A 22,018-nucleotide genomic window follows, 5' to 3' on the forward strand; every position below is an offset into this window, starting at 1 on the left:
GTCTTAATCTCTGCGGATAACGCTGTTTTTATAACTGATTTCCGCTATGTAGATCAAGCGAAATCACAAATAAAAGACGCAGAAATCATTATGCATAAAGGAAATTTAGAAAAAGAAGTTGCAAATCAAGTATCCAAATTAAACATTCAAAAACTTGGAATTGAAGAAAATAACATGACATTGCAACAATATAAGAACTTACAAAAATATATGAAGGCAGAAATGGTTCAGGTGTGTGAAATCATCGAAGATATTCGTATTATTAAAGACACACCCGAAATAGAAACAATGAAAATTGCCGCTACTATTGCTGACGAAGCTTTCCAACACATTCTTAGCTTTCTAAAACCGGGAATAAGCGAAACTGAAGTCCGAGATGAATTAGAATTTTTCATGCGAAAAAAAGGAGCTACGTCCTCATCGTTTCAAATCATTGTAGCTTCTGGTGTTCGTTCTTCTCTTCCTCATGGCGTTGCATCAAATAAAATCATTGAACGAGGCGATATGATTACATTAGATTTCGGTGCACTTTACAACGGCTATTGTTCCGATATAACACGTACTGTAGCAATCGGCGAACCATCAGAAGAATTCAAAAAAATATATAATGTTGTATTAGAAGCATTGAAGCGTGGAACTGAAGCAATTAAACCTGGAGAAACTGCGAAAAGTATCGATGATATAACGAGAGATTACATTACAGAACATGGATACGGTCAATACTTTGGCCACTCTACCGGGCACGGTCTCGGGTTAGAAATACATGAACCGCTTCGCCTATCCCAAGAAAGTAAGGCAACTTTACAAGAAGGTATGGTTGTTACAGTTGAGCCGGGTATTTACATACCGAACTGGGGCGGTTGTAGAATTGAAGACGATATCGTCATTACAAAAGAAGGCTATGAGGTTATTACAAAGGCAAATCGGGAACTAATTGTCATTCCCTGTTAAAAATCATGAACTTTTAAACAGGAGTTTTTTCTTTACACATAGAATTCCTTCTCTGGAGTAATTGTTTAAAGAGGGGGAATTTTAATTGAACTTTGTAATCGATAAGATAGATGGTTTACAGCTTGAATTTTCAAAACTTGTTTCCATGATGAATTACGCTCGCTATACAACAATGCAGGCTGCCGAAGGCTTAACAATTGAAGAACTTGATTATTTGTATGATGATGAAGCAAACTCAATTGGTATGCTTTTGTACCATATGGCTGCTATTGAATTTTACTACCAAATTCATACCTTTGAAGATCGTGAACCAACAGATGCTGAATTAGAACACTGGTTACCTGCTGTTGAGTTAGGAAATCTTGGACGCGAGAAAATAAAAGGCAACTCAATAGAATTTTACATAAATACGTTACAAGAAGTGCGCTCTAAAACGATTGAAACATTTCAATCGTTACCTGATGAATGGCTATTTAAAACGACAGATTTTTGGCATGACAAACCAGCAAATAACTACTTTAAATGGTTTCACGTATTTGAAGATGAAATCAATCATCGCGGACAAATTCGTTTAATTAAAAAGATGCAAAAAGCACATTCAGTAAAATAAGAAAATGCCACCTTATTCAGTGGCATTTTCTTTTATTCATTAGCGAATAGCTTTTCGTTTACTTTTTTAGCGACCACCGCTAGCGCTATTAGAATGCATATTAAATATAACAATTTCGCGATAAATAACCACCCTTGAAAAATTACAATTCCATCTATTATCTCATTTCCTTTCAATAACAAAAACGGAATCGTGCTAATTACAAATACAAACTCGATACTAAGAACAATTTTCTTTTTTCGACTATATGCTTTCCATTCACTCCAGCGGTACAAAGGAGCAAAAAACAGTACGCCTATACATAATATAACGCCTATCCATTCACTTTTAAGAAATTGTCCTGAAATGATAGATAATATTAAACAAGCAAGTACACCATAATACCCTATTTTTTCTCTCATCCGTACTATCCCCCATTCTACCCCTCCTCGAATTCCATTTTTAGGATTAATTGTATTGTATCATCCATTTTTCTTTCTTACCATTACAGTACATGAAATTTCACTTTTTTTCTTTTTCCTATACTCACATACTTTCTCTGCTTTCATACAATAAACTACACGAACGCCTAAAGGATGTGGATGTTATGGGAGTTGAATTAACGCTTTTACACGCTCTCTATGTTCTTTGTTTACTGACCATCATTACCTTTTTTATTCTCCGGAAAGATACGACGATCATTTGTATCGTTTTTATCTTTTTGTTAGCATAAACCGCAACAAGTTCTATTCCTCTTGCCATTAGCGGTATTTTCCAAAGCTTCATTTACGCCATTACCGAACTATTACCAACTATATTAATCATCTCCATTATCGTATCGATGAGCAATCTACTCGTTCATACTGGCATAAATGATACGATGATTTCACCATTTACAAAGATGATTCGTACACCTACACTCGCCTACTGGATTATCGGTCTATTAATGATGACAATTTCCTTCTTCTTTTGGCCTTCTCCAGCTGTCGCGTTAATGGGGGCCATTTTATTACCAGTCGCTGTACGCGTCGGCCTTCCACCGATTGGAGTTGCGATTGCTATGAACTTATTCGGACACGGTATCGMTTTATCCGGCGACTTCGTTATTCAAGGTGCTCCGAAATTAACCGCAGACGCCGCCGGACTTCCTGTTTCTAGCGTTGTTTCTGCCAGTGTTCCCCTCGTTATCGTTATGGGCATTGTGACAACTTCTGTCGCATTTTTCTTCTTACGAAAAGAATTTCATACAGGATTATCGTTGCAAGACTCTTCTTCATCAACTGAACCATCTAAAACTACTATTTTATTATCTCCTCGCATAAAGAAATGGCTCGCTATATGTATCCCTATCGTATATATCATTGATATCCTTTGTATGATGCAGTTTAAACTACAAGGAAGCGATGCTACAGCGCTAATCGGCGGAACGACAGTTATTATGATTATCATCATTTCTCTCATCGCCTACAAAGGAAATGGCCTAAATAAAACGACCGATTATTTTATAAAAGGGCTCCAATTTGGATTTAAAATTTTTGGTCCAGTTATTCCGATTGCTGCACTTTTTTATTTAGGAGATAGCGGCTTTGTGAAAATTATTGGAGGCTATTTACCGAAAGGTTCACACGGAATCATTAACGACTTAGGAATCGCTTTGTCTCAAACAGTTCCTTTAAATCAATATGTATCGGCTGGGACATTAACTATCGTTGGTGTTATAACAGGATTAGATGGATCTGGTTTTTCAGGTATATCACTCGCTGGTTCAATTGCCAATCTTTTCGGAACAGCACTTGGCCATGGAACAGCTACCCTAACAGCACTCGGACAAATCGCTGCCATATGGACCGGGGGCGGGACCTTAATTCCTTGGGCGCTTATTCCTGCCGCTGCCATTTGTAAAGTAGATCCGTTTGAACTCGCACGCCGAAACTTTTTACCGGTTGTGATTGGCTTAATTGTCACCACGATCGTTGCGATGTTTATTCTGTAACGTAAGCAAGACAATACTTGCTTACGTTTTTTCAGGTTAAGTATTGAAACATCCTGACCTTCAAAAGGGATTATGTATATGTTAGCGAAATTATATTAAGAGAGTATTTATTTCAAAACGTTTACGAAGAACAGATTACTGCAATTAGAAAAGGGGACATAACTATGAATGAATTGATTTTCGTCTTATTTCTTTGTCCATTACTTATCTTTATCGTTTCTGTTATTGGAACACGTAGAACGAAAACGTATTACGTAATGCCGATTGTAACGTTTGCTAGTTTTTTAATAATAGGTGTTATCGCCTTTACTCCAGAGTTTTTCTTTTGGGTCGGTATGTACAGCATCTTCTCATTTATCGTTTCTTATATGACTCTATTGTTTGTAAGAGGGTATGAATATTATCAAAGTAGTAACTAATGATGACCATTACTATTTTTTTATAAAAAAAGACGACTGCGTTTCCCCACACAGTCGTCTTTTTTCGTGTTACGCTGTAACCCAAGCTTCGTCAGCTGGATTTTTACGCCACTCTTGTAATTTTTTCGTTTCAGCTTGTCCGATCATACCTTTTTCTGCTGCAACTTCAGTTAATGCACTGTAATCACTTAAAGAATATGATGCTACGTTTGCTGCTTCTAGTTTCTCTTTTCCTGACTCAAGCTCGTACGTGAAGATTGATACGATTCCTAATACTTCACAGCCAGCTTCGCGAAGTGCTTCTACACATGTAATTGCACTACCGCCAGTTGAAATTAAGTCTTCTACTACTACTACTTTTTGACCTTTTTCAGCTTTTCCTTCGATTTGGTTCCCTTTACCGTGACCTTTTGCCTTACTACGTACGTAGCACATTGGTAAATCCATACGATCGCTTACCCATGCAGCGTGCGCAATACCAGCAGTTGCTGTTCCTGCAATAACTTCTACAGTTGGGAAGTGCTCTTTAATTAATTCTTCTAATCCAGCTGCGATCGCTTGGCGTACTTTTGGATAAGATAAAGTTAAACGATTATCACAATAAATTGGTGATTTCATACCAGAAGACCAAGTGAATGGATCATTCGGTTGTAAAAATACTGCTCCAATTTCTAATAAATGCGATGCGATTTCTTTTTTCATACTGTTACACCTTCCCACTGTTGTTTTACTGTTTTATACGCTTCAAGCGGATTTTCTGCTTTTGTAATACTACGTCCAACTACGATGTAGCTTGAACCAAGTTCCCTCGCACGTTTCGGTGTTGCTACGCGCACTTGGTCATTCACATCATCACTTGCAAGACGAATCCCCGGTGTTACTGTTACAAATTCATTTCCGCATACTTCACGTAATTTTGTTACTTCAAGTGTTGAACAAACAACGCCATCAAGTCCACTTTCTTTCGTTAATTTTGCATAATGAGCAACCGCTTCTTCTAACGTTTTCTCAATACCAATCTCTTTTTTCATCATAGCTTCCGAAGTGCTTGTTAGTTGTGTAACTGCAATACAAATCGGTCTCTCTTTTCCTTCTTGCTTACCTTCCTCTAATCCCTCAATCGCAGCTTTCATCATACTACTTCCCCCAGCAGCATGAACATTTACCATATCTACATCTAGACTAGCTAGGCTACGCATAGCGCTTTTTACCGTATTCGGAATATCATGAAGTTTTAAATCTAGAAAAATCTTATGCCCTTTTTCTTTTAAGTACGTAATAATTGCAGGACCCTCTTTGTAAAATAACTCCATACCCACTTTGACAAATAACTCTTCCCCTTCAAAGTGATGTAAGAATTGTTCTACCTCTTGTTTCCCTGGAAAATCTAGTGCAACAATTAGCGACTGTGACATACTTACTTCCAGCTCCTTCCTCGACATTCCGAAATGTGATCAAATCCTAATTCATCTAGTAATGCTGGTAATTCTTCAATAATTGTCGGACATACGAACGGATCGATAAAGTTCGCCGTTCCAACTGCAACCGCGCTTGCGCCAGCATAGAAGAATTCAATTACATCTTCCGCTGTTTCAATACCACCCATTCCGATAATCGGAATGTTAACCGCTTGACTTACTTCATGTACCATACGAATTGCTACTGGCTTAATCGCAGGCCCTGATAGTCCGCCCGTACGGTTTGCTAAAATTGGTTTTGCAGTTTTTAAATCTAGACGCATACCAAGCAATGTATTAATCATCGTTAAACCGTCCGCACCCGCATTTTCAATTGCTTTTGCAATTTCCACAATGTTTGCCACGTTCGGTGACAATTTCACATATACCGGTACTTCAGAAACCTCTTTTACTCGCTTCGTTAAATCAGCAGCAATTTCAGGATTTGTACCAAAAGCGATACCACCCGTTTTTACGTTTGGACAAGAAATATTTAATTCTAGCGCATGAACATTAGGTGCCTTTGAAATTGCCTTCGCAACCGCTACGTAATCCTCAGCTTGTGAACCCGCAACGTTTGCAATAATCGGAAGATCAAATTGCTCGAKAAAAGGTAATTCAGAATTCATTACCTTTTCTAATCCAGGATTTTGAAGCCCGATTGCATTTAGCATTCCGCCTGGTGTTTCAGCAACACGAGGCGTTGGGTTTCCATAACGAGGTTGTTCTGTTGTCGCTTTAATCATAATTGATCCAAGTACACTTAAATCATAGAACTGTGCATACTCACGACCAAATCCGAAGCAACCAGATGCTGGGATGATTGGATTTTTTAATGATAACCCTGGTAATTCAACTTGCAATCTGTTCATAGTACAACCTCCCCGATTGGAAATACTGGTCCGTCGCTACACACCTTCTTGTAAGAATGTCCACTCGGATCTGCTTGTAAATGGCATACACACGCGAAACATGCTCCGATGCCACAGCCCATACGTTCTTCTAATGAAATGTAGGCTTTTCTCTCCTTATAGCGTCCTTCTAATGCACGAAGCATCGCTAAAGGTCCACATGAGTAGAGAATGTCAAAGTCAATTCCATAGCTATCAATTACATCTGTTACAAACCCTTTTGTACCATGTGTACCATCAACTGTTGCAACATACGTATCACCAAGCTCTGCGAATTTCTCTTCATAGAAGACAACATCTTTCGTTTGGAAACCTAAGATGTGAATAACGCGTACTCCTTTTGCTACAAGACGCTGTGACAATTCATATAGTGGTGGTACACCAATCCCCCCACCAACTAATAGAGCCGTTTGTCCAGATTGCGCTTCTTCTACAGGAAATCCATGACCAAGTGGTCCTAACACATCTACAAGTTCACCTTGTTTTCTTTTCGCTAATGTTTTTGTTCCTTGTCCTTCCGCACGATATAGCATTGTAAATTCGTTCTTGTCTTGATCAACATTACAAATACTAATTGGGCGGCGCAGAAGGGGCGTAATGCCCTCTGCTACCTTAATGTGTACAAACTGCCCTGGATCCTTCATTTGCTGCACTAGATCCCCTTGAAGCACTAATTCGTAAATGTTTTTTGCGATTTCTTTTTGGTTAACGACGATCATATTTTGCTTTTGCATCATGCATGTACCACCTCGTGACGCTTCGTTTGCGTAATTTCTTTCATTGAATGAGCTGAGAATGTCATAGATTCTAATACTCTCAAGATTGCTCTCGTTGTATCAAGTGATGTTAAGCAAGCCACACCATTTTCTACTGATTCACGGCGAATGCGGAAACCATCACGCGCTGGTTGTTTTCCTTTTGTTAATGTATTGATTACAAACTGCGCTTTCCCTTGACGGATAATATCAAGTAAGTTGTAGTCTTCAGAATCAATTTTGTTTACAACTTGCACCGGAATGTTTTGTTCTGTTAGGGATTGTGCTGTTCCTGCTGTTGCTAATAAGTTATAGCCGATTTCATGGAAGCGTTTTGCAATTTCCAGCGCTTCTTCTTTATCTTTATCCGCTACAGTGATAATTACTGATCCGTGCGTTGGAATGTTAATTCCTGAAGCAACAAGTCCTTTATATAATGCTTTTTCAAGCGTTAAATCTTTACCCATTACTTCCCCTGTTGATTTCATTTCAGGCCCTAATGTTGTATCAACTGAGCGTAGTTTCGCAAATGAGAATACCGGTGCTTTTACATACACTTCCTTCTCTTCTGGGTGATAGCCAGTTCCATATCCTTGTTCTACAAGGTTTTGACCTAAAATAACTTTCGTTGCGATATTTGCCATCGGTACGCCTGTAATTTTACTTAAGAATGGTACTGTACGGCTCGCACGTGGATTTACTTCAATTACATACACTTCATCTTTGAATACTACAAACTGAATGTTTAGTAATCCAACAATGTTTAAACCTTTTCCAAGCGCAATTGTATGTTCAATAATTTGTTCTTTTAGTTTTTCAGATAAGCTCTGTGGTGGATATACTCCAATTGAATCCCCAGAGTGAACTCCAGCGCGTTCGATATGTTCCATAATACCTGGAATGAATACATTCTCACCGTCTGAAATTGCATCTACTTCAATTTCTTTACCAACCATATAACGGTCGATTAATACTGGGTGATCTGCGTGAACTTTAACCGCATTTTTCATGTAGTGCAGTAATTCTTCTTGACGATATACGATTTCCATCGCACGTCCACCTAGTACGTAAGATGGTCTTACTAATACTGGGTAACCAATTTTGTCAGCGATCGCTACTGCTTGCTCTACAGTCGTTGCTGTTTTACCAACTGGCTGCGGGATACCAAGCTTTGTTAAAGCTGCTTCAAACTTATCACGATCTTCTGCACGGTCTAAATCTTCAAGTGATGTTCCTAAGATTTTCACACCGTGTGCTTCTAATTTAGCTGCTAAGTTAATTGCCGTTTGTCCACCGAATTGAACGATAACACCTTCTGGCTTTTCTAAATCGATAATGTGCATTACATCTTCGATTGTTAATGGTTCAAAGTATAATTTGTCAGAAATACTGAAGTCTGTTGAAACTGTTTCAGGGTTGTTATTAACAATGATTGCCTCATATCCAGCTTCTTTTATTGCCCATACAGAGTGAACTGTTGCATAATCAAACTCAACACCCTGACCAATACGGATTGGACCAGATCCTAGTACAACTACACTCTTACGATCTGTTACAATCGATTCATTCTCGTCACCATATGTGCTGTAGTAGTATGGTGTTGCAGATTCAAACTCTGCCGCACAAGTATCTACCATCTTATAAACAGGAGTCATATTGCTTTCTTTACGCATATCGTAAATTTCACGCTCTGTTTTGTTCCAAGCATTGGCGATGTAATGGTCACTGAAGCCCATTTCTTTCGCAGATTGTAACACTTCCATATTTCCTACATTCGCTTTTACTTCGCGTTCCATGTTTACGATATTTTCAACTTTTTGTAAGAAGAAGAAGTCCATTTCACACCATTCGTTGATTTCTTCTTTCGTTACACCTTGACGGATCGCTTCTGCTACAACGAACAGACGCTCGTCATCAGCTTTTATAATACGCTTTTTCATCGTTTCTTTATCAAGCTCTTTTAAGTGGTCTAACTCTAGGTGATAAACGCCAAGCTCTAAAGAACGGATCGCTTTTAATAATGATTGTTCTAAGTTACGTCCGATTGACATAACTTCACCAGTTGCCTTCATTTGTGTACCAAGTGTTCTGTTTGCTGATTCAAACTTATCAAATGGCCAACGTGGAATTTTTGAAACAACATAGTCTAATGCTGGCTCGAAGCAAGCGTATGTTTTTTGTGTTACTGGGTTTACAATTTCATCTAATGTTAAACCGACTGCAATTTTCGCCGCTAGCTTCGCAATTGGATATCCAGTTGCTTTAGATGCTAGTGCAGACGAACGACTCACACGCGGGTTTACTTCGATTACATAGTATTGGAAGCTATGTGGATCAAGTGCAAGCTGAACGTTACATCCACCTTCAATTCCTAATGCGCGAATAATTCGTAATGAAGTGTTTCGTAACATTTGATACTCACGGTCACTTAATGTTTGGCTCGGTGCTACAACGATAGAATCACCTGTGTGAACCCCAACCGGATCGATATTTTCCATGTTACATACTACAATCGCGTTATCATTCGAATCACGCATTACTTCATATTCAATTTCCTTACAACCAGCAATACTCTTTTCTAATAAACATTGTGTTACTGGACTATGTTTTAATCCACCTGATACGATTTCAATTAGTTCCTCTTCATTATTACAGATTCCGCCACCTGTTCCCCCCATTGTAAATGCTGGGCGAACAATAACTGGATAACCAATTTCTTTTACAAATTCATGTGCTTCTTCCAGCGTATGAATAATAGTACTAGATGGAATTGGTTCATTTAATTCCTGCATTAATGTACGGAATAAGTCACGATCCTCGGCTTGCTCGATTGCTGATAATTTTGTTCCTAAAATTTCAACTCCGCACTCTTCAAGTATGCCTGATTTCGCAAGTTCAACAGCCATATTCAGGCCTGTTTGACCACCTAATGTTGGTAGGAGTGCATCTGGACGTTCTTTACGAATAATACGGCTTACGAATTCTAGTGTTAATGGTTCTATATATACTTTATCTGCTGTTGCAGTATCTGTCATAATTGTTGCTGGGTTAGAGTTAACAAGGATTACTTTGTAACCTTCTTCTCTAAGAGATTGACAAGCTTGTGTACCAGAGTAATCAAACTCTGCTGCTTGCCCAATTACAATTGGTCCTGATCCGATTACTAAAATTGTGTTAATGTCTAGGCGTTTTGGCATAACTCTTCCCCTTCTTTCTTGAAGTTTTCAATCATTGCTAAGAAATCTTCGAATAAATCATTTGCATCTTMTGGTCCTGCAGAAGCTTCTGGATGGTATTGCACTGTAAATGCTGGGAATTTCGTATGACGAAGACCTTCTACTGTTCCATCATTTAAAGCAACATGTGTAATTTCAAGTTCTGTATTTCCAACTGATTCCTCTTCTACTGCGTAACCATGGTTTTGAGATGTAATTGCTACTTTTCCAGTTGCAAGATTTTTTACTGGATGATTTAAACCACGGTGACCGAATTTTAACTTACTTGTATTCGCACCAGATGCTAGCGCGAACAATTGATGTCCTAGGCAAATCCCGAATAAAGGAACTTTACCAATAATGTCTTTTAACATTTCAATTGCTTCTGGTACATCTTTTGGGTCCCCAGGTCCATTACTTAACATAATTCCATCTGGGCTAAGACGTAAAATTTCTTCTGCTGTTGTATTGTAAGGTACAACAATTACATCACAGTCACGCTTATTTAATTCTCGTAAAATACCATGTTTCATTCCGAAGTCTACAAGTACAACGCGATGACCACGGCCTGGACTTGGGTATGGGTCTTTTGTTGATACGCGTTTCACATGATCTGTAAAGACAGTTGCTTTCAATTGGCTAACGATGTCCTCTACATCCACATCCATATTGCAAAGACGTCCGCGTAAAGTTCCATATTCACGAATTTTTCTTGTTAATTTTCTCGTATCAATTCCTGCTAATCCTGGGATATTTCTTTCTTTCAAGTAATCATTTAACGAAATTTCATTACGGAAATTTGATGGGTGATCACAAATTTCGTTTACGATTAAACCATTTACAGATGGGTGAATTGATTCAAAATCATCACGGTTAATGCCGTAGTTTCCGATTAATGGATACGTAAATGTTACGATTTGACCGCAGTATGATGGATCAGATAAAGTTTCTTGATATCCAGTCATCCCAGTTGTAAATACAACCTCACCTGACTTTTCGATTTCTCCTCCGAAACCTTTTCCAATTAATACCGTTCCATCTTCTAAGATAAGTTGTCTTTTCATACTAATGCACTCTCCTTTTGCCATGCGATCTTACCACCAACGATTGTCATAACCGGCCAACCTTGGCATTTCCAACCTGCGAATGGTGTATTTTTTCCTTTTGATAAGAATGTTGTTGGATCAATTTCTTCTTCTTGTTCTAAATCGATAATTGTAATATCCGCTGTTCTACCTTCTGTTAGGCGCCCTGCTTCTAAACCGAATGTGTCAGCTGGTTTTTCTGTTAAGAATTGAATTAGTTGCTCTAATGTAATGATTTCTTTTTTCACAAGGTTCGTATATAAAAGCGGGAATGCTGTTTCAAAACCAGTAATTCCGAACGGCGCTCTTTCAATCCCTTGCGCTTTCTCTTCTGCAGTATGCGGTGCATGGTCAGTTGCGATCATATCAATTGTTCCATCTAATAGTCCTTCAATTAACGCTGCATGATCTTCTTTTCCTCGAAGCGGTGGATTCATTTTAAAGTTAGGATCAGCCGATGGGATATCATCTTCACATAATACTAAGTGATGCGGTGTTACTTCTGCTGTCACCTTAATTCCAGCACGTTTCGCGTCACGGATTACACGTACAGATCCTTTTGTACTTACGTGACATACGTGATAGTGACAATTTGCAGCTTCCGCAAGTAAGATGTCCCGGGCAATATGTACGGATTCACATACTGATGGGATACCGTTTAATCCGTGTTTCTCAGAAAACTTCCCTTCATGTACACATCCTTTATTAATAAGTGTGTTCTCTTCACAGTGTGCAACAACTGCCATATTTAATTTCGCTGCACGCTTCATTGCAGCTAACATCATGCTTGCATCTTGCACACCTACGCCATCATCAGTGAAAGCAAACGCTCCAAGTTCTTTTAACGTTTCAAAATCAGTCATTTCAGAACCTGCTTGACGTACTGTAATTGCTCCATATGGTAATACATTTACATGTGCTTTTTCTTTAATACGCTTTTGCAGGTCTTCCATATGTTCTTTACAATCTGGTACTGGGCGTGTGTTTGGCATTGCGCAAATTGTAGTAAATCCACCTTTTGCTGCTGCAAGTGTTCCTGTTTCAATTGTTTCTTTATGTTCACCACCTGGTTCACGAAGATGARCGTGTACATCTACTAATCCAGGTGCGATTAACTTTCCATTTACATCGATTACTTCAGCATTATCTGCCGTAATATTTTCTGCTACCTTCGCAATTTTACCGTCTTGTACAAGAAGATCTGTTGCTACAATTGTTCCTTCTTCATTCATATAACGACCGTTTTTAAACAAATAATTCATGTTTCATTCCTCCTAATACATTTGGTAATGCGCGTTTTAGTACAGCCATTCTTACGTAGACCCCGTTTTCCATTTGCTTAAATATGCGTGAGCGTTCACACTCGACAAGTTCACTCGCAATTTCAACATCACGGTTTACAGGGGCTGGATGCATAATAATGCTTCCTTCTTTCATACGTTTTTCTCTTTCAACTGTTAACCCATGTTGCTCGTGATACTCTTTCATAATGTCTGTTTCATAATGGTCATGACGCTCATGTTGTACACGAAGTAACATCATCACATCCACTTCTGGAACAAGTTCATCTAAACTCTTGTACGTTCCAAATGTGTTCTCTTCATCTTTCCACTCTTCTGGGCTTGCAAAGTAAATTGTCGCGCCCAGTTTCGTTAATGCTTCTGCATTAGAACGTGCTACTCGGCTATGACGAACATCCCCAACTATTGCAATCTTCAAACCTTCAAATCTTCCAAACTCTTGTTTAATTGTTAGAAGATCGAGTAGACATTGCGTTGGATGATTTCCACATCCATCTCCAGCGTTCAAGATTGGGATATTCACCTGATTTTTTAATTCATCGAAGTAACGATCTTGCTCATGGCGGATGACTACCGCTTTTGTTCCGATTGATTCTAGTGTTCTTATCGTATCGTATAAAGTTTCTCCTTTTTGTACGCTAGATGCATCTGCGGAAAAGTCTAATACTTCAAGTCCTAATCTCTTCTCAGCAACTTCAAAGCTAAATCTCGTCCTCGTACTATTCTCAAAGAACAAGTTCGCAACAAATGTTTGCTCTGTCGTTTTGCTCTCTTTTCCATTCGCGAAATCTTCTGCGTCTTTTAGGATTTCTGAAATTTCTTGTTCCGATAATTCACTCATCGTTAACAAATGGCTCATCGTCATCCCTCATCTTTCTGTTTTTTATGATAACATCATTGAATTTATATAACAATAACTGCATAAAAATACCCTAGCCTTTGAGACTAGGGTGCGTTAAAGTAGCCACCCTTTTCTATCTCACAGGACTGAATTAAAAGGTTATTTTTATGAAGCAATCTGCTTAGATTGTTTTGTTTTATTTGTTTGTTTTGTCTCCGGTAGTAGTAGATTTAATAGTACACCGACAATTGCTGCTAGTGCCATTCCTTCTACTTGGAACGATTCACCTACGTGTAGTACCGCCCCGCCAATACCGATTACTAGTATAACTGATGCAATCATTAAGTTTCGTTTGTCGCCTAAGTCTGTTTTATCGTCTACCATCATGCGTAAACCACTTGATGCGATTACACCGAAGAGTAAGATTGATACACCACCCATAACCGGTGTTGGAATCGAATGAATCAGTGCTGAAATCTTCCCGATAAATCCAAACATGATTGCGAACACTGCTGAACCGATGAATAAGTATACACTGTATGCTCTCGTAATTGCTAGCACACCGATGTTTTCACCATATGTTGTATTCGGTGGTCCTCCTATTAGTGATGCGATCAATGTTGCTACCCCATCACCGAAGATTGAACGATGTAAACCTGGTTTTTCAATTAAATCTCTTTTAATAACATTTCCAAGTACAATTTGATGTCCGATATGTTCTGAAATTGTTACAAGTGCAACTGGTACCATTAAGAGTACAATTTTCCATGAAAACTCCGGAGTGTATGTTACAAACGGTACTGTGAAATCTGGTATGACAAACCATTTCGCCTCAGCTACTGGCTTTAAATCTACTAGCCCTTGGAAGTAAGCGAATATATACCCGCCGATGATTCCAAGTAGCACTGGTATGATACTGAAAAACCCTCTCCCGAATATGGAGCAAATGATTGTAATTGCTAATGTTACTAATGCTACTGAAAAGTGTGTAATGCTATACTTACCATCCGCACCGTTCATCGCCATGTTCACTGCTGTATGTGCTAAAGATAAACCGATTACCATGACGACTGGTCCAACTACGATTGGCGGAAGTAATTTCATAATCCATTCTGACCCAGATTTCTTAATTCCGAGTGAGATTAAGATGTACACAAGTCCCGCAAGCATTCCACCAAGCATCGCTGCTCCAGGTCCACCTGCTGTTTTTGCCGTAATAATTGGTGCAATAAAGGCGAATGATGATCCTAAATATGCTGGTACTTGACCTTTCGTTATTAGAAGAAACGCTAGCGTTCCTAATCCACTTGATATTAAAGCTACTGATGGATTCAGTCCTGTTAAAAACGGAACAAGCACTGTTGATCCAAACATCGCGAACAAATGTTGTATACTTAATAATAACCATTTTCCCGGTTTCGGTACTTCATGAATGTCTAACACTGGCTTTTGCTCCATTGTTACATCCTCCTTCAGTTTTGATTTTTGCAATAAAAAAACTCTTTGTGCCTGTGCACAAAGAGTCCTACACTTTCGTATGCCAAATTTGACATATGAAAGCCAAGACCCTTTGGCAGCCTCACAGGACTACATTTAAAAGGGCTTTACTTATCGTATATGCTTACTCGATCTTGTTGATCTGTCTCTTGCAAATCAACTTCGATACGCTCTTCACTAGATGTTGGAATGTTCTTTCCTACATAATCAGCGCGAATTGGTAATTCACGATGACCTCTATCAACAAGAACAGCCAATTGGATTTGTGATGGTCTACCTAAATCCATAAGAGCATCCATTGCTGCTCGAACTGTTCTTCCTGTATATAACACATCATCCACAAGGATAACTTTTTTCTTCGTAATATCTACAGGAATATCAGAACCTTTTACAAGTGGTTCTTTATGTTTCGATTGTAGTGTTAAATCATCACGATATAACGTAATATCTAACTCTCCTACTTCCATCTCTTTTCCTTCAATTTGACCAATTCGTTCTGCCAAACGTTGTGCAATAAAAATTCCACGTGTTTTTATTCCGACAAGAACACAATTATCGACACCTTTATTTCGTTCCACGATTTCATGACTAATTCGTGTTAAAGCGCGGCGAATCATTTGGTCATCTAAAACTACAGCTTTCTCTTGCATGCTCTACACCTCCAAGCTTTTTTTCTTGCGTGAGAGTAATGGTATAAAAAAAGTCCTCTCAGCGTGTGCGAGAGGACTTTTGAAAAAAGGGTACAACATACCCTAAGTATTTCAAACCGTTACCTTCTCAACCTCACGGGGCTGTGTTAAAGGATCATTATTTAACTGTTGTCAGTATCTCAGTTTTCTTATGATTTGTCAATACTATTTCCGTAAAATATTTAGCGCTTCTTCAAACACTTCTGGAATCGGTGCCTCAAACTCAATATATTCACCAGTACGAGGGTGATCGAAACCTAAAATCCCTGCATGAAGTGCTTGTCCATTCATATCTAATGTTTTCTTCGGACCATACTTTGGATCCCCTGCAAGTGGATAACCAATATATTTCATATGAACACGAATTTGGTGTGTACGTCCCGTTTCTAAGCGACATTCTACAAGTGTGAAATCCTTAAATCGCTCTAACACTTGGAAATGTGTAACAGCATTCTTACCATTTTCATCAACGGTCATACTTTGACGTTCTTTTTTATCACGACCAATTGGAGCATCAATTGTTCCTTTATCATGTGGAATTACACCATGTACAATCGCTTTGTAGCGTCTTGTTACCGTTTTTGCTACAAGTTGATTTACAAGTGATTCGTGCGCCACATCATTTTTAGCAACCATTAATAATCCAGATGTATCCTTATCAATACGGTGTACTATACCAGGACGCATTACACCGTTAATACCTGATAGGTCTGTACAATGATGCATAAGTCCGTTTACAAGCGTGCCTTTCGTATGCCCTGGTGCTGGATGTACTACCATGCCACGCGGCTTATTTACAACTAGTACATCGGCATCTTCATAATAAACTTCTAAATTCATATCTTCCGGTTGAATATCTAACTCTTCTGGCTCGGGAATTGTTACTGTAATTTCATCATTTCCTTTTACTTTATAATTCCCTTTAACTGATTTCCCATTTACTGTCACAACAGCATCTTTAATCCATTGCTGCACTTGTGAACGTGACCATTCACTGTTTATTTCTGCAACGAATTTATCAATTCGCTCGCTTTTTTGTTCTTCTGCAACTGTTACTTGTACTACTTCACTCATTCAATTACTCCTTCGTTTTCTTTCCTTCTAATAMTGTTTGAATAATAATTAATACAACTCCAATACATAATGCTGAGTCAGCTATATTGAATACTGGATAGTTGTACGAGAAAATATACACGTGAATGAAATCCACTACTTCTTGTCTAAATACACGATCAATAAAATTGCCAATTGCTCCGCCTAAAATTAGACCTAATGAAATACCTAGAAGCTTGTCCGTTTTCGCATATTTTTTCATATAAAATACGATAAATGCTACGAAAATGACTGTAATAATGTAGAAAAACCACATTTTATTTTCTAAAATACCCCAGGCAGCTCCTCTATTTCGATGTGATGTTATGTATAATACATTATCGATAATCGGAATGCTCGTACCCAATTCCATGTTCTTTACAATTAGCCATTTCGATATTTGATCGATGGCAATGACAAATAACGCTATTACATAATATATCATTTTCATTTCCCCCATAAAGACAGTGTACCTCAAAATTTTAGCATAGCTGCTGCCTTTTCACAATGAACCTTTATAGAAGAATAAAATAAATTAAAAAAAGGTAACATAATATCGTTGTGCGTATTCATACATTTACCTTTTCATAGAAAAATTCATGAATAGTACGAGCAGTCGGCATTGTTTTCATTTGTTTTGTAGAAATCGCTCTTCCAGTTTCTTCACAAATACCGTACATATCTATTTCCATTTTAAACAATGCACGTTCTACATCTTTTAAATCCTCTTTTATATCATGTAATAGCAATTTTTTCTTTGTCTCTTCCTTTATTCCGTATCCAAGTTCTTGTCCAAATTCCATATAGTATGTGTGCATTACTTCTTTCGCCAGTCTATCTTGCAACTCTTTTCTCATCAATTGCAATTCTTCTTTTATTTCCATATAAATTTCATTCACGTGTACATTCCTCCCAGCTGCAATGTACAATTAGTGTGTCCGAAATTTCTATGCTTACCTCACACACATTTTTCCTTCATAGGAAAGAGAGTGAAAGTTATTTCGATATATCATCAACAAAAAACTGACTACTCTTATGAGCAGTCAGTTTTTTCATTATTTTACGTAGTTTTCTTTAACAACTGTTGCACAGCGCTCACACAATGTTTCATGTTCCGCATCTTTGCCAATTGTTTCTGAAACAACCCAACAACGTTCACACGTATCACCAGTTGCTTGAGCTACAACAACCGCTGTATGCTCATACTTAGGTGCATCTGCCGGAGCTTCTTCTATCATACCACCAAGTTTATACTCAGAAACAATAAATAGTTGCTTTAAGTCTTCACTAATAGACTCTAACATAGCTTTCATTTCTGCAGTCGGATATAGTGTAATACTTGCATTTAATGACTTACCAATTACTTTTTCATTACGAGCGACTTCTAAAGCTTTTAATACGTCATCACGTAACGTCATAAATGCATCCCATTTTGTTTTTAACGCTTCAGCACCATCTACTTCTACAACTTCTGGCATATTAGTTAACTGTACACTTTCTTCTTCTGCACCAGGAACATAAGGCCATACTTCATCAGCTGTATGAGGTAAGATTGGTGTTACAAGTTTTGTTAATGCAACAAGAACATCATATAATACTGTTTGAATCGCGCGGCGATCTTGGTGATTTGCACCTTCAATGTATAAAATGTCTTTCGCAAAGTCTAAATAGAATGAGCTTAAATCAATTGTACAGAAGTTATGAATTGCGTGATATACTGCTGCAAAGTCATATGCTTCATACGCTTCTTTCACTTTTGTAATTAATTCATTTAATTTTACTAACATATAACGGTCAACTTCACGAAGCTCAGCTGCCGCCACTGTATTTTCACTTGGATTAAAGTCATCTAAGTTTCCTAATAAGAAACGGAATGTATTACGGATTTTACGATATACTTCTGCTACTTGTTTTAAAATATCATCTGAAATACGTACATCAGATTGATAGTCAACAGAAGATACCCATAAGCGTAAAATATCTCCGCCTAATTGATCCATAATTTTCTTCGGTACGACGATGTTTCCAATCGACTTACTCATTTTACGTCCGTCACCATCTAGTACGAAACCGTGGCTTAGAACACCTTTATACGGTGCTTTACCTGTTACAGCAACTGCTGTTGATAATGAAGAGTTAAACCAACCACGATATTGGTCAGATCCTTCTAAATATAAATCTGCTGGACGTTGTAAATCATCACGCTCTTCTAATACCGCTTGGTGAGAAGAACCTGAATCAAACCATACATCCATAATGTCTGTTTCTTTACGGAATTCACCATTTGGGCTACCTGGATGTGTAAATCCTTCTGGTAATAGATCTTTCGCTTCACGCTCGAACCATACGTTAGAACCGTGTTCACGGAATAAATCTGCTACATTGCTAATTGTTTCATCTGTAATAATTGGGTCTCCATTTTCCGCATAAAATACTGGAATCGGTACACCCCATGCACGTTGACGAGAAATACACCAATCACCACGGTCACGAACCATATTATGAAGACGAGTTTCACCCCATACTGGAACCCATTTCGTTTCTTCAACAGCTTGTAATAATTCTTTACGGAATGCTTCAATAGATGCAAACCACTGTGCTGTTGCACGGAAAATAATTGGTTTTTTCGTTCTCCAATCATGTGGGTATGAATGCGTAATAAATGTTAATTTTAGTAACGCACCTACTTCTTCTAATTTTTCCGTAATTGGTTTATTAGCTTTATCATAGAATAGACCTTCAAATCCAGGTGCTTCATTTGTTAATACACCTTTATCATCAACTGGACAAAGAACTTCTAAACCATATTTCTTACCAACAAGGAAATCGTCTTCCCCGTGTCCTGGTGCTGTATGAACACAACCTGTACCAGCATCTGTTGTAACGTGCTCCCCTAGCATAACTAATGAGTCACGATCGTAGAATGGGTGTTTTGCAACTGTATACTCAAGTTCGCTACCTTTTACCGTTTTCACAACTTCAGCATTTTCCCATTCTAACGTTTTTTCAACTGTCTCAAATAGTTCAGAAGCAATAATATATTTCTCATCATTTACGTTCACAATAGCATATTCAAGTTCTGGATGAACAGAAATACCTAAGTTAGCAGGTAACGTCCAAGGTGTTGTTGTCCAAATAATGAACTTCTCATCACCTTCTAATACGTTCTTTCCGTCTTTTACAGGGAATGCTACGTAAATAGATGCTGATTTTTTATCTTGGTATTCAATTTCAGCTTCTGCTAAAGCTGATTCACTCGTTGGAGACCAGTAAACTGGTTTCTGTCCTTTATAGATATAACCTTTTTTCGCCATGTCACCAAACACTTTAATTTGTTGTGCTTCATAAGCTGGCTCTAAAGTAATATATGGATTATCCCAATCTGCACGTACACCTAAACGCTTAAATTGTTCACGTTGACGTTCTACTTGCTCATATGCATACTCTGCGCATAATTTACGGAACTCAGCAACTGTCATTTCTTTACGCTTTACACCTTTATTCGTTAAAGCTTGTTCAATTGGTAAACCGTGCGTATCCCAACCTGGCACATATGGTGCACAGTATCCTGTCATTGATTTAAAACGAACAATAAAGTCTTTTAACACTTTATTTAGTGCGTGTCCCATATGGATGTCACCATTTGCATATGGAGGTCCATCATGTAGTACAAATAAAGGACGACCTTTTGTATGTTCTTGTACCTTTTCATAAATATTCATTTCAGCCCATGTTTCTTGCATTGCAGGCTCACGTTTCGGTAAATTCCCACGCATCGGGAATTCTGTTTTTGGCATTAGTAATGTATTTTTGTACTCCATGCTCAATTCCTCCTTAAATATATAAACGACAGACCTTAAAAAAGGGAATAAAAAAGAGACCTCTCATCCCAAAAAGGGACGAGAAAGTCTCCCGCGGTACCACCCTAGTAGACCATGTACAAATGCATAAGGTCCTCTTTATATTCTTAACGCGAATATACGCCTACGCTTACTAAATTTGTTCAGCGCGGAACTCCAGGGTGATATTCCCATTATCTCCTTATCCTGAGCTTACACTATCCTCAGTTCGCTATATAAGGTATGAAAAAGGTACTTATCCCTATCTTCGTTTTTCTTAATAAATATGCTGTTTAAAATTATATGTAATAATGAGAAAAACGTCAAGCTTACACTGTTTCTTCTTTTTTCAACAGTTCGTCCACTTCGTCTTCTAACTCAATTAATTTGTCCCAATCATCGTTGCTTAACATTTCAAGCTGTGTTTCTAACAACATACGGAAACGAGTGCGGAATACTTTCGCTTGTTTCTTTAACTCTTCAATATCAAATGCAACTTTTCTTGATTTCACTAATGCTTCATTAATGATACGATCTGCATTTTTTTCTGCTTCACGTACAATTAATTTTGCTTCTTTTTGTGCATTACGTTTCACTTCTTCAGCAGCTTCTTGTGCGACAATGATAGATTTGTTAAGCGTATCTTCAATATTAGAAAAATGATCTAACTTTCCTTCTAATTGTGCAACCTTTTCTTCTAAAGCTTTTTTCTCACGAATGACTAATTCATAATCTTTGATGATTTGATCAAGAAATTCATTTACTTGATCTTCATCGTAGCCACGGAATCCGCGACCAAATTCTTTGTTATGAATATCTAATGGTGTTAACGGCACAACGCCACCTCCAAGTAGTTATCTAAATTTCCTCTTTCAATTATATCTTTTCTTCGACAAAATAAGAGAATTTCCTTCTAAAAAACCAATCATTTTAGTATACCATACAAAACTCTCCATTTGTCGCGCTTCGTTTTACCTTCTACAGAAAATAATTTACTTCGTCCATACCCTCTAACCGAGAAAACATCACCCGGAAAACATTCATACGAAGTTTGCTCTACTGTTTTCCAATTGACTTTTACTAGGCCACCTTTTATAAGAGGCTGTACTTTCTGCCTAGATATATGCAGCATTTCAGCTAATAAAACATCTAGACGAAGTGACGAAACTGTTCCAGATTTTTCTCCCCACTTTTCACCTACACGCAAAACTTTCTCTACTTGTATAGGAGAGAGTGTGACCTTCATTTTCCCTATTGATTGTAAGTTCATTTCAATATAGGATACAACTTCTTTCGCAACTGCAATTTGGGCACGATCTTCTTGAAGCAAAATATCACCACATTTTTCCCTTGTTAAACCAAGTGACATGAATGCACCTAATAT

Annotated in this window: 20 protein-coding genes, 1 pseudogene and 1 other annotated feature; of the genes and pseudogenes, 4 read left to right on the forward strand and 17 right to left on the reverse strand. The window is 38.0% G+C overall.

The genetic code is table 11. The features are described 5' to 3' along the window. Both AC1DTM_RS08590 and AC1DTM_RS08595 read left to right on the forward strand, forming a co-directional pair. Positions 1–951: M24 family metallopeptidase (locus AC1DTM_RS08590; protein WP_477000157.1), on the forward strand; the 951-nt coding region annotated here is incomplete at its 5' end. Between the two features lie 85 nt (positions 952–1,036). Then, on the forward strand, positions 1,037–1,561 hold the full coding sequence (locus AC1DTM_RS08595) for a DinB family protein (protein ID WP_016106015.1): 525 nt from the start codon (positions 1,037–1,039) through the stop codon (positions 1,559–1,561). A 32-nt stretch (positions 1,562–1,593) separates the two neighbouring features. Here AC1DTM_RS08595 and AC1DTM_RS08600 read toward each other — a convergent pair whose 3' ends face one another. After that, complete coding sequence (locus tag AC1DTM_RS08600; protein WP_002160714.1) at positions 1,594–1,962, reverse strand: YoqO family protein; 369 nt, start codon at positions 1,960–1,962, stop codon at positions 1,594–1,596. A gap of 185 nt (positions 1,963–2,147) precedes the next feature. Between AC1DTM_RS08600 and AC1DTM_RS08605 the strand changes: the two are divergent. Together AC1DTM_RS08605 and AC1DTM_RS08610 are read left to right on the forward strand one after the other, a co-directional pair. Then, positions 2,148–3,533 (forward strand): annotated as a pseudogene (locus AC1DTM_RS08605) (hypothetical protein). A 164-nt stretch (positions 3,534–3,697) separates the two neighbouring features. Then, the gene (locus tag AC1DTM_RS08610; RefSeq protein WP_016106017.1) at positions 3,698–3,952 is read left to right on the forward strand and encodes a YbeF family protein; all 255 of its coding nucleotides are present in this window, start codon (positions 3,698–3,700) and stop codon (positions 3,950–3,952) included. 69 nt (positions 3,953–4,021) lie between these two features. Here the strand turns inward: AC1DTM_RS08610 and pyrE are convergent, their stop codons facing one another. From pyrE to AC1DTM_RS08690, 16 genes are all read right to left on the reverse strand, one after another. Then, the gene (gene pyrE, locus AC1DTM_RS08615) at positions 4,022–4,654 is read right to left on the reverse strand and encodes an orotate phosphoribosyltransferase (RefSeq protein WP_000711455.1); all 633 of its coding nucleotides are present in this window, start codon (positions 4,652–4,654) and stop codon (positions 4,022–4,024) included. After that, positions 4,651–5,367 carry an orotidine-5'-phosphate decarboxylase gene (gene pyrF / locus AC1DTM_RS08620; RefSeq protein ID WP_016106018.1) on the reverse strand — a complete coding sequence of 239 codons (717 nt, stop codon included), beginning with the start codon at positions 5,365–5,367 and terminating at the stop codon, positions 4,651–4,653. Before pyrF ends, pyrE begins: the two co-directional genes overlap by 4 nt. Before the next feature lie 2 nt (positions 5,368–5,369). Further along, positions 5,370–6,281: a dihydroorotate oxidase B catalytic subunit gene (gene pyrD, locus AC1DTM_RS08625; protein ID WP_477000158.1), complete on the reverse strand. Its 912-nt coding sequence runs from the start codon at positions 6,279–6,281 to the stop codon at positions 5,370–5,372. Then, complete coding sequence (gene pyrK / locus AC1DTM_RS08630) at positions 6,278–7,057, reverse strand: dihydroorotate oxidase B electron transfer subunit (protein WP_002160712.1); 780 nt, start codon at positions 7,055–7,057, stop codon at positions 6,278–6,280. Before pyrK ends, pyrD begins: the two co-directional genes overlap by 4 nt. Continuing rightward, complete coding sequence (carB, locus tag AC1DTM_RS08635; protein WP_002146052.1) at positions 7,054–10,272, reverse strand: carbamoyl-phosphate synthase large subunit; 3,219 nt, start codon at positions 10,270–10,272, stop codon at positions 7,054–7,056. The genes pyrK and carB overlap by 4 nt, the downstream gene beginning before the upstream one ends. Continuing rightward, positions 10,257–11,354: a carbamoyl phosphate synthase small subunit gene (locus AC1DTM_RS08640; RefSeq protein WP_477000159.1), complete on the reverse strand. Its 1,098-nt coding sequence runs from the start codon at positions 11,352–11,354 to the stop codon at positions 10,257–10,259. Before AC1DTM_RS08640 ends, carB begins: the two co-directional genes overlap by 16 nt. Then, entirely contained in the window at positions 11,351–12,637 is a 1,287-nt protein-coding gene (pyrC, locus tag AC1DTM_RS08645; protein ID WP_477000160.1) for a dihydroorotase, read from the reverse strand. Before pyrC ends, AC1DTM_RS08640 begins: the two co-directional genes overlap by 4 nt. Further along, positions 12,621–13,535 (reverse strand): aspartate carbamoyltransferase, encoded by a 915-nt coding sequence (pyrB, locus tag AC1DTM_RS08650; protein ID WP_016106021.1) that lies wholly within the window; start codon positions 13,533–13,535, stop codon positions 12,621–12,623. Before pyrB ends, pyrC begins: the two co-directional genes overlap by 17 nt. A 147-nt stretch (positions 13,536–13,682) precedes the next feature. Continuing rightward, positions 13,683–14,975, reverse strand: a complete 1,293-nt coding sequence (gene uraA, locus AC1DTM_RS08655) for a uracil permease (RefSeq protein WP_002111419.1) — start codon at positions 14,973–14,975, stop codon at positions 13,683–13,685. Between the two features lie 146 nt (positions 14,976–15,121). Further along, complete coding sequence (gene pyrR / locus AC1DTM_RS08660) at positions 15,122–15,664, reverse strand: bifunctional pyrimidine operon transcriptional regulator/uracil phosphoribosyltransferase (RefSeq protein WP_001156489.1); 543 nt, start codon at positions 15,662–15,664, stop codon at positions 15,122–15,124. 204 nt (positions 15,665–15,868) lie between these two features. Then, complete coding sequence (locus tag AC1DTM_RS08665; RefSeq protein WP_002111420.1) at positions 15,869–16,777, reverse strand: RluA family pseudouridine synthase; 909 nt, start codon at positions 16,775–16,777, stop codon at positions 15,869–15,871. 4 nt (positions 16,778–16,781) lie between these two features. After that, complete coding sequence (gene lspA / locus AC1DTM_RS08670; RefSeq protein WP_477000161.1) at positions 16,782–17,240, reverse strand: lipoprotein signal peptidase LspA; 459 nt, start codon at positions 17,238–17,240, stop codon at positions 16,782–16,784. Positions 17,241–17,364: 124 nt separating this feature from the next. Then, positions 17,365–17,694 carry a TraR/DksA C4-type zinc finger protein gene (locus tag AC1DTM_RS08675; RefSeq protein ID WP_002160708.1) on the reverse strand — a complete coding sequence of 110 codons (330 nt, stop codon included), beginning with the start codon at positions 17,692–17,694 and terminating at the stop codon, positions 17,365–17,367. 156 nt (positions 17,695–17,850) lie between these two features. Beyond that, positions 17,851–20,616: an isoleucine--tRNA ligase gene (gene ileS2 / locus AC1DTM_RS08680; RefSeq protein WP_016106023.1), complete on the reverse strand. Its 2,766-nt coding sequence runs from the start codon at positions 20,614–20,616 to the stop codon at positions 17,851–17,853. 71 nt (positions 20,617–20,687) lie between these two features. Continuing rightward, positions 20,688–20,912: a binding site (T-box leader), on the reverse strand. A gap of 51 nt (positions 20,913–20,963) precedes the next feature. Then, positions 20,964–21,470, reverse strand: coding sequence for a septum site-determining protein DivIVA (divIVA, locus tag AC1DTM_RS08685; protein WP_002088249.1), 507 nt, complete (start codon positions 21,468–21,470; stop codon positions 20,964–20,966). An 89-nt stretch (positions 21,471–21,559) separates the two neighbouring features. Further along, a partial coding sequence (locus tag AC1DTM_RS08690) for a YlmH/Sll1252 family protein (protein WP_477000162.1) occupies positions 21,560–22,018 on the reverse strand: 459 nt, incomplete at its 5' end.

It is taken from the genome of Bacillus sp. P4_D3 (assembly GCF_056401855.1).